The following is a 12314-nucleotide window of genomic DNA, read 5'->3' on the forward strand; positions in this document are numbered from 1 at the left end:
TCACACCATGAGAGGATATTTTATGAGAAACCATCGCCTGCTTGCGGTCTCCGCCATCGCCCTGCTGACCAGCTTCGCGCCGGCTCACGCCGCCGTCTCGCCGCTCGACCTCGTCCAGCCGATCGCCGACTACAAGCTCTACGTCCAGGGCAAGATCGACACGCTGGTGACCAGCACCAAGGCATTCACCGACGCCGTCAAATCAGGCGACCTCGCCAAGGCCAAGGCGCTCTACGCGCCGGCCCGCGTCAACTACGAGACCATCGAACCGATCGCCGAGCTGTTCTCCGACCTCGACGGCGCCATCGATTCGCGCGCCGACGACCATGAGCAGAAGGAGAAGTCGACAGATTTCTACGGTTTCCACCGCATCGAATACAGCCTGTTCAGCCAGAACACGACGGACGGCCTTGGCCCGCTCGCCGACAAGCTCAACGCCGATGTGCTCGACCTGCAGAAGCGTGTCGCCGGCCTGACAGTGCCGCCGGAAAAGGCCATCGACGGCGCCGCCGGCCTGCTCGAGGAAGTGGCGTCCAGCAAGATATCGGGAGAGGAAGACCGCTACAGCCACACCGATCTGTGGGACTTCCAGGCCAATATCGACGGCGCCCAGAAGATCGTCGCTTTGGTGCATCCGCTGGTCGAGAAGGAGAACCCCACTTTGATCAAGACCGTCGACGACAATTTCGCCACCGTCGACGCCATCCTGGCCAAATACAAGACATCGGATGGTTTCGAGACCTACGACAAGCTGTCGGAGAGCGACCGCAAGGCGCTGGCCGGCCCGGTGACGGCGCTGGCCGAGGATCTGTCGAAGCTGCGGGGCACGCTGGGGCTGAACTGAGACTTTGCGCAAATGGGCGGCGCGACGTCCCCCTCCCCCTCGAGGGGAGGGTGGCCGCGAAGCGGTCGGGTGGGGTCCTGCGTAAAGTGCGCCGACTCCCGTTCCGCCACGCGAAATAGTTTCATTGCTGTTGTGCTCGACTGAAAAGGTCGAGACTCTTACCGGCGACCCCACCCGGCCCTTCGGGCCACCCTCCCCTCAAGGGGGAGGGGAACGCCGGCGCCTCAGCCCTTCGCCTTCAGCTCGAGCCGCCGCGCGTGCAGCACCGGCTCCGTATAGCCATTGGGCTGGCTGGTGCCCTTGAACACCAGGTCGCAGGCGGCCTGGAAGGCGATCGAGCTGTCGAAATCCGGCGCCATCGGCCGGTAGAGCGGGTCGCCGACATTCTGGCGGTCGACGATGGCCGCCATGCGCTGCAAGGAATCGCGCACCTGGATTTCCGAACACACTTTGTGACGCAGCCAGTTGGCGATGTGCTGGGAGGAGATGCGCAGCGTGGCGCGGTCTTCCATCAGGCCGACATCGTTGATGTCGGGCACTTTGGAGCAGCCGACGCCCTGGTCGATCCAGCGCACGACATAGCCCAGAATGCCTTGCGCGTTGTTGTCGAGCTCGCGCTGGATCTCGTCGGGCGTCCAGTTCGGCCGCACGGCCACCGGCACCGAGAGGATGTCGTCGAGCTTCGCCTTCGGCCGGTTCTTCAGCGCCGCCTGCACGGCATGCACATCGACCTTGTGATAGTGCGTGGCATGCAGCGTCGCTGCCGTCGGCGACGGCACCCAGGCGGTGTTGGCGCCGGCCTTGGGGTGGGCGATCTTCTGTTCCAGCATCGCCGCCATCAAATCCGGCATCGCCCACATGCCCTTGCCGATCTGGGCGTGGCCGGCGAGGCCGCATTCGAGCCCGGTGTCGACATTCCAGGCCTCATAGGCGGAAATCCAGGCGGCCTGCTTCATGTCGCCCTTGCGGATCATCGGGCCGGCTTCCATCGAGGTATGGATCTCGTCGCCGGTGCGGTCGAGGAAGCCGGTGTTGATGAACACCACGCGCTCCTTTGCGGCACGGATCGCCTCCTTGAGGTTGACGGTGGTGCGCCGCTCCTCATCCATGATGCCCATCTTGATGGTGTTTTTGGTCATGCCGAGCAGGGCTTCGACGCGGTCGAAGATCTCGACGGCGAAGGCGACCTCCTCCGGCCCGTGCATCTTCGGCTTCACGACATACATCGAGCCGGCGCGGGAGTTCATCCGCCGCCCCTTCGGTCCGACATCGTGCAGCGCGATCAGCGCCGTCAGCGCCGCGTCCATGATGCCTTCGGGCACCTCGTTGCCATCGCGGTCCATGATCGCCGGATTGGTCATCAGGTGGCCGACATTCCTGACCAGCATCAGCGAGCGGCCGGGCACGGTGAGCTGACCGCCGGCAGGCGCGGTGTAGGCGCGGTCGGGATTGAGCTTGCGGACAAAACTCTTGCCGCCCTTGGTGATCTCTTCCGCCAGGTCGCCCTTCATCAGGCCGAGCCAGTTGCGGTAGACGACGACCTTGTCCTCGGCATCCACCGCCGCGACCGAATCCTCGCAGTCCTGAATGGTGGTTAGCGCCGATTCCAGGATGACGTCGGCAATCCCGGCGGGATCGGTGCGGCCGATCTGGTTGGCGCGGTCGATCACGATCTCGACATGCAGGCCATTTTTGACCAGCAGCACGGCTTGCGGATTGGCTGCGTCGCCGCGGTAGCCGACGAATTGCCTGGGGTCGGCCAGCGTCGTCGAGCCGGCGCCGGCGCTGAGCTTCAGCGCGCCATTGGCCACCGACAAGCCGTTCACCCCTGCCCATTTGCCTGATGTAAGCGGTGCCGCTTCGTCGAGGAAGCTCTTCGTCCAGGCGACGACCTTGGCACCGCGCGCCGGATTAAAGCCCTTACCCTTTTCAGCGCCGCCCGTTTCGGGAATGGCGTCGGTGCCGTAGAGCGCGTCATAGAGCGAACCCCAGCGCGCATTGGCGGCATTCAGCGCATAGCGCGCATTCATCACCGGCACGACCAGCTGCGGCCCAGCAACGACGGCTATTTCCGGATCGACATTCTCGGTCGAGACGCTGAAGGCCGGCCCCTCGGGGACGAGATAGCCGATCTCCCTGAGGAAGCCCTTGTAGGCCTCCATGTCGATCGGCGCGCCATTGTCGCGATACCAGCCGTCGAGCTTTTCCTGCATGGCGTCGCGTTTTGCCAGCAGTGCGCGGTTTTTTGGGCCGAGGTCATGGACGATGGCCGAAAAGCCGTTCCAGAATTCCGCCGCTTCGATGCCGGTGCCCGGCAAGGCCTCGCCAGCCACAAAATCATGCAGCTCGCGGGCAATCCGCAATCCGGCGATCTCGATGCGATCGGTCATCAGGCTACTCCAGATGAAAGGCTTTGCGGGGCGTTTGGCATGTTGGGGTTGCAGGGTCAATTCGGCTTAAGGTGAAGGGGTCGTTTAGGCAAGGTTGGCGAAGCGCTGATCTCCCCCCTCGAGGGGGAGATGGCCGGCAGGCCAGAGGGGGTCGCCGGACATAAGGCGCTAGCCTCTTCTGTTCAAAGCAGGAGGTCGCGTCCGGTCGAACCGACCCCCTCTGTCGCCTTCGGCGACATCTCCCCCTCAAGGGGGGAGATCAACCGCTACACCGCGATCCTTGGCCTTCCCGAGGCCACCGCCACCACATGCGCCTCGATGAACATGCGCTGGGCTTCGACGGTGGAAACCCGGAACTCGGTCGCGACATCGATCTCGGCGCTGTCGGTGCCGGCGTCCTTGGCCCTCTGGGCGACAATCGCCCGCACATCGGCCTCGGCGGCCGCGATCGCCGCCGCCTCGTCGAGGAAATCGCGCACGGTCTCGCCCGAGGCAAGACGGAACAGTCCTTCCTTGGGCTGGCTGACCCGCGCTTCGGCCGACACCCTGACTTGGCCGACGACGGCGCCGAGCGCGTTGGCGACATCGGTGTCTTCCGGTACCACGCACTCATTGCCGACCAGGGGCGCCAGGCCGGCATAGTGCAGCGGCGCCGAGGCGCCGAGGCCGATGACCGGGCGGTCGAGCGCGACGCTCAGCCGAGCGATGCCGGGGTGGGCATCGACGGCGCGCTGCACCAGTGCGTGCGCCACCGTCGCGGCGCCATCGAGCCCGTCCTCGGCGAAAGCGGTTTCGAGGATGTATTCGGCCGACCAGCGCGTCAGCGTCACCAGCACCCGCTCCGAGATCACCTCCGGTGTCGCCGCAATGGGCTGGCCACGGCCGTCGCGCTTGCGGGCGAACAATTCGGCGCCGAGGCGGGCAGTGGCGGCATCCCAGTTGGCCTGCTTGCCCAGCACATGCGCCGCGTCCGACGGGGTGAAGCCTGAGATATGCACCAGCCCGCGCGAGACCAGCCGGTTCAAGGTGGCATTCTGGGCGTTCGACGTCAGCAGCCTGTCGAGGGCAAGTGGGGTCGCGCCGATCGCCTCGTAGAGCCGTGCTTCCGGAGCGGTGAGGCCAGCGGCAAGCCTGTCCGGCACGCCGGTGCGCACCGCGAAGCGGCCATCCATGCGGCCGAGGTTCGGTGCACGCAACTGGCGCTCGAGTTCCGATCTGACGGCGTCACCATGCGCCATGCCGGCCAGCGCCAGCGGCACCAGGCGGCGCGGCCCGAGCAGGATTTTCGGGTTGAGCGCACCGTCTTCCAGCACCACTTCGGAATCGCCGCCGAGGCCGAAGGTGCGCATGGCGACGGCCTCGACCATGGTGCGGAAACCACCGACGGTGGCGCCTTCGGGATCAAGCCGTGGCCGGCCCTTGTCGAGCACGGCGACGTCGGTGGTGGTGCCGCCAATGTCGGAGACCACGGCATTGTCGAGCCCGGTCATATGGCGGGCGCCGACGAGGCTGGCCGCGGGGCCGGAGAGGATCGTTTCGATCGGCCGCTGGCGGGCAAACGCCGCCGAGACCAGCGCTCCGTCGCCGCGCACCACCATCAGCGGAGCGGCGATGTTGCGCGCCTCCAGAAACCCTTCGGTCGCCGCCACCAGCCGGTCGATCATCGAGATCAGCCTGGCGTTGAGCAGCGTCGTCAGCGCCCGGCGCGGGCCACCGAGCTTGGCCGACAGTTCGTGGCTAGCCGTGACCGGCAGGCCGGTCCTGTCGCGGATCAGCTCGCGAGCGGTGATTTCATGCGCCGGATTGCGGGTGGCGAAATAGGCGCAGACGGCAAAGCCGGACACCGAGGCGCCGAGTTCCGGCAGGGCGGCCTCCAGCCCGGACAGGTCGAGCTTGGCGGCATTGCCGTGGACATCGTGTCCGCCCGGACAAAACACCACCGGATCGGTGCCGAGCGCCGTCTTCAGCCCGTCGCGGGCGAGATCGGCTTCGGAAAAGCCGATCATGATGAGCGCCACGCGGCCACCCTGGCCCTCGACCAGCGCATTGGTGGCAAGGGTCGTCGACATCGACACCAGTTTGATCGCAGCCGGATCGGTGCCGGCCTTTTCGAGCACCGCGTCGACGGCACCGGAAATGCCGACGGCGAGATCATGCCTGGTGGTCAACGCCTTGGCCTTGGCCAGCACCTTGCCCTTGTTCGGTCCCTGCTGCGGGCCTTCGGTTTCAGACCACAGCACGGCATCGGTATAGGTGCCGCCCGTGTCGATGCCGAGGAAGAGTGGTTTTGGCTTGGTCTTGGCGGTCATTTTTTGGCAGGTCCGAGAGGTCTTCTGCCCCGCCCCTTAGCCGATACGGACTTACGGATAAAGACGCGAGCGCTGGGCCAGTGTAATCTCCCCCCTCGAGGGGGAGATGTCGCCGAAGGCGACAGAGGGGGTCGGTTCGACCGGATGCGACGACCTTCTAGCCTTGAAAAGAGGATGCGCGAGGCGTCAACCTTCTGCCGCAGGAGGTCGCGTCCGGTCGTACCGACCCCCTCTGGCCAGCCGGCCATCTCCCCCTCGAGGGGGGAGATTCCTACGTCAGCCCACAAAGCCAATCTTCTTATGCGTGTTATCGCAGAACGGCTTGTTGGCCGAGTGGCCGCAGCGGCAGAGGAAGGTCCGTTGCGTGCGGTCGATCGTGTGGCCGGTGCCGGTGACGATCTCGACATTGCCTTCGAGCTTGAGCGGGCCGTTGGTGGTCGGCGTCACTTTCAGCGGGCCATTGCGTGCTTCGAGTGCCGGCGTGTCCTTCAGCGCCGGTTCGCCTGTGGCGGTGAAGCCGGCCTTGGTGTGACTGCCGTCGCAGAACGGCTTGTTTTCCGAAGCGCCGCAGCGGCAGAGCGTGGCGCGATAAGAAGTTTCGTCATTGAGCACGATCTCGGCGTGCACGGCGAGTGGGCCGTTTTCGCGCAGCCGCACGGTGTTGACCACCGGCGGCTGTTCCTGCGGCCCGCCATCCTTCCTGACATAGGTGATGGCGCCCGAGGGGCAGTTTTCGGCGATGGCCACCACCTTCTCGACGCTGGCCGCATCGGGATGGATCCATTGGCCCGGCGCGTTGGGCACGAAGACATGCGGATCGCCGAGCACGCAATTGCGCGAATGGATGCAGCGCTTGCCGGAAAAACCGACGTCGATCTTGTCGCTTTCGATCATACCGGCCATCGCGGTGCTCCTGTTGCCTGGAGCACGTCGCGACTGAATGCACAGACGCGGCGTGCCTTGGGTGTTCGGGCAAGCTATGGCTCGAACAGGAAAACCGTCAAGCTGGCAAACCGGTCAGGGGACGAGATTGATCTCCTCGGTCTCGCCGCCGCTGCAGGTGTAGCAGCAATCCTCGCATTTTTCCTTGTTGCCGGGGCCGACGCCCCAGTAGGTGCCCTCGTCGCCATCGACCCAGGCGCCATAGCAGATCGATTCACCCTCGTTGCAGGAGATCGGCAACGACTTGGTCTCGCCGTCGTCGAGGTAGAAGTCCTTGCCTTCGCCCGGCCAGACATAGTCGCGGTCCTGGCTGTAGAGCTCGAGGCGCATGGCGTTGGGATGGCTGTTCTTGACGGTAAAGGTGACGTCGCCGGCATGGGCGGCTGGTGCAAACAGGACGGCAAGCGAAATCGCGGCGGCAAGCCGGCGCGCGGACGTGAAAGACATGGAAACCCCCGATGAAGAATCGGCCCCCACGGCCGATGAAGGGGATCATGCCATGACGCGGGCGAGCGCTAAAGGGATGATAGCGGCAATCCCTGATATAATCGCACGCTCTGATATAATCGCATGGGCAAACCGGCGAACCGGCGTCATTGCAGCCTTCGCCCTAAAGCGCGGCGCGTCGAAACGGACTCGATGCGTCGCGCTTTAGGCTTTTGGTTTTATGCATGTCGTCTTCCCAAAACCGAGATCATTTTTGGGCGACATGCATCAGCGTTGCCAGAAGGGCAGCTTGGCGATCTCTTCATCGACCTGCCGTCTGGTCAGGCCGATATCGTCGATCAGATGCGGATTGGTGTCTGAGATTCGCTTCAAATCCCAGCGAAAGTAGGCCCGTTTGCGCCAGGCGGCGATGGTGTTTCGCAGGCTCGCAAGGCTATAGCGCCGGCGCGACGACTGCCCGACGGGCGTTCCCCGCCGCACTGTCTGACGCGGGGCCGATGCAAAAATATTGGTCATGACAACCTCCATAGGTTTCCGAGGCCCCATACGAATTGAGGGGCCAACGATCTGAATGAGGCTGGATTTTGCAGGATACGGACGGCGCCGTAATTAAGCCCTCCCAAATAGTTCTCAAAAGTTCCAAACTGGCTCTAACTCGTTGTTTTTGACGCCATTCCCTGGGAAAGCACTGTGCTTTTCCCGGAAAGACCACCTCACACTTTTCGGGGAATTGCTCTATAGATGCGCCCATGCAGGGATCGCGCTTTGCCTTTGGTCCGTTCGTGCTTGATCCGGGTGCGGGAACGCTGCTTCGGAACGACGATCCCGTTGCCGTCGGCTATCGCGGGCTGAAGCTGCTTGCGGCGCTCGTCGGACGGCCCGGCGAAATCCTCGAAAAGGCCGAGCTGATGGACGCGGCATGGCCGGGCACGGCGGTCGAGGAAGGCAACCTCACCGTCCAGATCGCGCAGCTGCGCAAGCTGCTCGGTCCGCCCGCCGACGGCGGCGAATGGATATCGACGGTTCCGCGCGTCGGCTACCGCTTCACCGGCGCCATCGAACAGCTCGACCGCGCGAAGCGAAAACATTTGCCGCTGCCCGACAAACCGTCGATAGCCGTTCTGCCCTTCGTCAACCTCAGCAACGACCCCGAGCAGGAGGCCTTCGCTGACGGATTGACCGAAGATTTGATCACCGACCTGTCGAGGGCCCCGGGCCTGTTCGTCATCGCGCGCAACTCGACCTTTGCCTACAAGGGCAAGGCGATGGACGTGCGCGCGATCGCCGAGGAGCTTGGCGTGCGCTACCTCCTGGAGGGCAGCGCCCGACGCGCCGCGGGCCGCGTGCGCATCAACGCACAGCTGGTCGACGCCATGAGCGGCGAGCATCTGTGGGCGGAGCGCTTCGATCGCGGCCTGGACGATATCTTTGCCGTTCAGGACGAGGCCACGGCCAAGATCGTGGAGGCGCTGCTCGGCCGGCTGCGCGCGCCGCCGCCGCGCAACCGGCCCAACAATCTGGAGGCCTACGATCTCTGCGTGCGGGCACGCAAGCTGATCGACGATTCGCCGCAGACGGCACGGGAAGCGCATCTGATGCTGACGCGCGCGCTTGCGCTCGATCCGGACTACGCCGAGGCCTATCGCTGGCTTGCCATGAACCACTGGATGGGATGGGTGCATTGGGGCGAGCCGGTTGAACCCAACCGTCGCATGGCCCTGGACCTGGCGCGCAAGGCAGTGGCGATCGATCCCAACGATGCCGGCTGCCGCTGGGTGCTCGGCAATTTGCTTGCCTATGAGCACAGCTTCGATGAGGCGGATGTGGAATTCGCCAGGGCGTTCGAACTCGACCCGAACGAGGCAGACGCCTGGGCGACACTGGCCGACATCACGACCCTGGCCGGGCGGGTCGAGGAGGGCCTCGAGCAGATCCGCAAGGCGTTCCGGCTGAACCCGTTTCCGGCAAGCTGGTACTATCTCACCCTTGGCCAGGCGCAATATGCGGCGCGCGACTACGAGGCCGCCGTCGAGACCCTGCGCCGGGACGAGACCTATCGCACGAGTTCACGCCGTTTCCTGGCGGCAAGCCTGGCCCAGCTCGGCCGGTTCGACGAGGCGCGCGCCGAGGTCGAAATGTTCCTCATCGGCAACCCGCATTTCACGACCAGCCACTGGGTCTGGACGGAGCCATTCCGCGACGCAGCTATGCTCGAGCATTTCGTCGATGGTTTTCGCAAGGCCGGTCTGCCGGAGTGATCTGCTGCGCGGGCGCAGAGGTCCCAATCACGGTACCAGATCGATCGTCTCGGTCGTGTGTTCCACACAGATGAAGCAACAGTTGTCGCAAGGCTGATCGTTATCAGGCCCGACGCCGGCGGAGATTTGGTCGTTGCCGTCGACCCAGGCGCCATAGCAGATGCGCTCTCCGGAATTGCAGGACAGCGGCACCGATTTCTGGGAATTCGGGTCGATCATGAACACCTTGCCGTTGCCCGGCCAGACCGTCTCGCGGTCGCGGCTGAACAGTTCGACCGCAACCCCCTCCTTGCGCAGGTTCTTGACGAAGAAGGCCATGTCGGCGGCCTCGGCCGAATGGGTGCAGACCAGCGCCGCAAGCACGGCCATACGAAACAGCGTCACGGTCGGACCTCCCGAATCACCGCCGCAGAATCGCATGGCCGCCCATGCCTGTCGCTCGCGTTCTGACCTATTTCGCGCAGGAGCCCTCCGCCGCGATTTCCCGCCCCAGCCGCACCGTTTCCGCGACCAGAAGGTCGAGATCGTCGCGCCGTGTGCGATGATTGGCGATCGCCACACGCAGCCAGTGTTCGCCATGCACGGTGGTGTCGGAGAGGGCGGCAATGCCCTGTTCCTGCAGCCGCAGCATGATCTCGGTGTTGAGCGCCTTGAGAGCCTCGCCGTGGAGCCCCGGCTGGTAGCGGAAGCAGACGATGTTGATGGTCGGCAGCGTCGCCAGCTCTAGCAGCGGCTCGGCCTCGATCCTGTCAGCGAGATAGAGGGCTTGCGCGATGTTCTGGTCGATCAGGCGGCCGAATTTGTCGACGCCATGCTCTTTCAGCGCCATCCAGACTTTGAGCGCGCGAAAACCGCGCGACGTCTGCAAGCCGTAATCGTGCAGCCATTCGCCGGAGGCAAGGCCGCGCGGCGTCGATTCCAGATATTCCGGCGTCACCGTGAAGGTCCGGCGATGCGCGACGGCGTCCCTGACCAGGGCGCAGCCGACCTCGAACGGCGCATGCAGCCATTTGTGCGGATCGAGCGCGACCGAATCCGCCCATTCGATGCCGGCAACGCGATGCGCGTTATCAGGCGCAATCGCAATCAGCGCGCCGATGCAGCCATCGACATGGAACCAGAGGTCTTCCTCGTGCGCGAGTTTGGCCAGGGCTTGCAGATCGTCGATCGCGCCGGTGTTGACCGTGCCGGCATTGCCGATGACGCAGGCCGGCTTGAAGCCGGCTTCGCGGTCTTCGGCGATCGCGGCGCGTAACGCCGAAATGTCGATGCGCAGGCCGGCGTCGGTCGGGATGCGGCGCAGCGCCCTATTGCCGAGACCGAGCGCTTCCATCGCCTTGCGGTGGCAGGAATGGATCTGGTCCGAGCCATAGAAGCGCAGCGGCTTTTCGATGGCCGCAACGCCGTGCTCACGCACGTCGATGCCGGCCTTGGTGTTGCGCGCCACCGTCAGCCCGATGATGTTGGCCATCGAGCCGCCGCTGACCAGCGTGCCGGAGGCCGAGGCGGGAAAGCTCAGCATCTCTTTGCACCAGTTGACCACCTGGCTGTCCATCAACCCGGCGGCGTGATTGCCGCCGCCGAGATTGGAGCCCTGGATTGCCGCCAGGAAATCGCCGAGCGCGCCGGTGAAGTTGCTCGACCCCATATACCAGGCCCAGAAGCGCGGATGGATGTTGCCCATCGGGTAGGACATCACGGTGCGCGAGACCTCGTCATAGACAGCGGCCAGCGGCGCCGGCGATCGCGGCAGGGGTGCCGCGAAGGTCTCTCTCACCTCCGCCGGCATCTCCCGCCAGACCGGACGGTCCCGGATATCGCTGAGATAATCGACGGCATCGTCGATGACCTGGTGCGACAGGGCCTGGACAGCGGCCCAGTCGGCGGGGTCAAGCGTTTCCTCGGCCACCAGCCCAAGGGTTTCCTGCGCGATATCCATGACCGGTCTCCTTCAAACCGCCGGGAACTGGCAGCCGGGCGTCGAGCGCGACAGCGCCATCTCGTCGGCATCCATTTCGGCCTCGATGCCGTCGAACAGCGGCGTCGACATATATCTCTCGCCGGTGTCGGGCAGCATGCACAGGATCACCGATCCGGCCGGCGCCTTCTCCGCGACCTGCCGCGCCACGGCGAAGGTGGCGCCGCCGGAAATGCCGGTGAAGATGCCTTCCTTCTGCGCCAGGGCCTTGGCCCATTTGATGCCTTCAGGCCCGGCAATCGGCATCACCTCGTCATAGAGGCTGGCGTCGATCGCTTCCTGCAGCACGTTGGGGATGAAGTCCGGCGTCCAGCCCTGGACAGGATGCGGCTCGAAGGCCGGATGGCTGGCGGCAGGGGCACCACCGGCACCGCGCTGTTGCGCCTTGCCACTGCCGATGAGCTGCGCGTTGGCCGGCTCGGAGAGCACGATGCGGGTCTCCGGCCGCTCGCGGCGCAGCACGCGCGCCACGCCGACGACGGTGCCGCCGGTGCCGTAGCCGGTGACGAAGCAGTCGAGCCGCGAGCCGGCGAAATCATTGACGATCTCGCGTGCCGTGGTCGCTTCGTGGATGGCGGCGTTGGCGGCGGTTTCGAACTGGCGGGCGAGGAACCAGCCATTCGCCTCGGCCAGCTCCACCGCCTTCTTGTACATGCCGAAACCCTTTTCGGCGCGCGGCGTCAGCACCACCTTGGCGCCCAGCATGCGCATCAGCTTGCGGCGCTCGACCGAAAAGCTGTCGGCCATGGTGACGACCAGCGGATAGCCTTTCTGCGCGCAGACCATGGCGAGGCCAATGCCGGTGTTGCCGCTGGTTGCTTCGACCACGGTCTGGCCGGGCTTCAACGCGCCGCTTCGCTCACCCTCCTCGATGATGTTGAGCGCCAGCCGGTCCTTCACCGAGGCGGCGGGGTTGAAGAACTCGGCCTTGACGTAGATCGTCGCATGGGCCGGTGCGAGATTGTTGATGCGGATCGCCGGCGTGTCGCCGACGGTGTCCAGAATGCTGTCGAACAGGCGGCCGCGCCCGGCCGTGGTCCTGATTTTCTGCTTATTCAACATCTTTGATCTCCTCGATCGTGTTTCATCTTCACAGGCCGGTTACAGACCGGCGGCTTGGGCGGCGAGGTTTCGAGACCTAGCCAC

The 12314-nt window shown here is 64.9% G+C and carries 10 protein-coding genes; 2 read left to right on the forward strand and 8 right to left on the reverse strand.

What is annotated here, in order from left to right; translation table 11 throughout:
- Positions 1-22 precede the first annotated feature (22 nt).
- On the forward strand, positions 23-844 hold the full coding sequence (gene efeO, locus AC0V7N_RS04745) for an iron uptake system protein EfeO (protein WP_475455163.1): 822 nt from the start codon (positions 23-25) through the stop codon (positions 842-844).
- Positions 845-1068: 224 nt separating this feature from the next.
- Here the strand turns inward: efeO and AC0V7N_RS04750 are convergent, their stop codons facing one another.
- The 5 genes from AC0V7N_RS04750 to AC0V7N_RS04770 form a co-directional block, all read right to left on the reverse strand.
- A complete protein-coding gene (locus tag AC0V7N_RS04750; RefSeq protein ID WP_475455165.1) occupies positions 1069-3234 on the reverse strand; it encodes a malate synthase G in 2166 nt (721 codons plus the stop codon).
- 266 nt (positions 3235-3500) lie between these two features.
- The gene (locus AC0V7N_RS04755) at positions 3501-5543 is read right to left on the reverse strand and encodes a hydantoinase/oxoprolinase N-terminal domain-containing protein (RefSeq protein WP_475455167.1); all 2043 of its coding nucleotides are present in this window, start codon (positions 5541-5543) and stop codon (positions 3501-3503) included.
- A gap of 276 nt (positions 5544-5819) precedes the next feature.
- Positions 5820-6446, reverse strand: a complete 627-nt coding sequence (locus tag AC0V7N_RS04760) for a CDGSH iron-sulfur domain-containing protein (RefSeq protein WP_475455169.1) — start codon at positions 6444-6446, stop codon at positions 5820-5822.
- A 114-nt stretch (positions 6447-6560) separates the two neighbouring features.
- Positions 6561-6932, reverse strand: a complete 372-nt coding sequence (locus tag AC0V7N_RS04765; RefSeq protein WP_475455171.1) for a hypothetical protein — start codon at positions 6930-6932, stop codon at positions 6561-6563.
- Between the two features lie 267 nt (positions 6933-7199).
- Complete coding sequence (locus AC0V7N_RS04770; protein WP_475455173.1) at positions 7200-7448, reverse strand: DUF1127 domain-containing protein; 249 nt, start codon at positions 7446-7448, stop codon at positions 7200-7202.
- A 233-nt stretch (positions 7449-7681) separates the two neighbouring features.
- On the opposite strand from AC0V7N_RS04770, the gene AC0V7N_RS04775 reads away from it, so the two are divergent.
- A complete protein-coding gene (locus AC0V7N_RS04775; protein ID WP_475455175.1) occupies positions 7682-9190 on the forward strand; it encodes a winged helix-turn-helix domain-containing tetratricopeptide repeat protein in 1509 nt (502 codons plus the stop codon).
- A 27-nt stretch (positions 9191-9217) separates the two neighbouring features.
- Here AC0V7N_RS04775 and AC0V7N_RS04780 read toward each other — a convergent pair whose 3' ends face one another.
- The 3 genes from AC0V7N_RS04780 to AC0V7N_RS04790 form a co-directional block, all read right to left on the reverse strand.
- Positions 9218-9574: a hypothetical protein gene (locus tag AC0V7N_RS04780; RefSeq protein ID WP_475455177.1), complete on the reverse strand. Its 357-nt coding sequence runs from the start codon at positions 9572-9574 to the stop codon at positions 9218-9220.
- A gap of 67 nt (positions 9575-9641) precedes the next feature.
- Positions 9642-11129, reverse strand: a complete 1488-nt coding sequence (locus AC0V7N_RS04785; protein WP_475455179.1) for a pyridoxal phosphate-dependent decarboxylase family protein — start codon at positions 11127-11129, stop codon at positions 9642-9644.
- A 12-nt stretch (positions 11130-11141) separates the two neighbouring features.
- Positions 11142-12230 carry a PLP-dependent cysteine synthase family protein gene (locus tag AC0V7N_RS04790; RefSeq protein WP_475455181.1) on the reverse strand — a complete coding sequence of 363 codons (1089 nt, stop codon included), beginning with the start codon at positions 12228-12230 and terminating at the stop codon, positions 11142-11144.
- Positions 12231-12314: the final 84 nt, after the last annotated feature.

The sequence above is a fragment of the Mesorhizobium kamtschaticum genome (assembly GCF_056174585.1).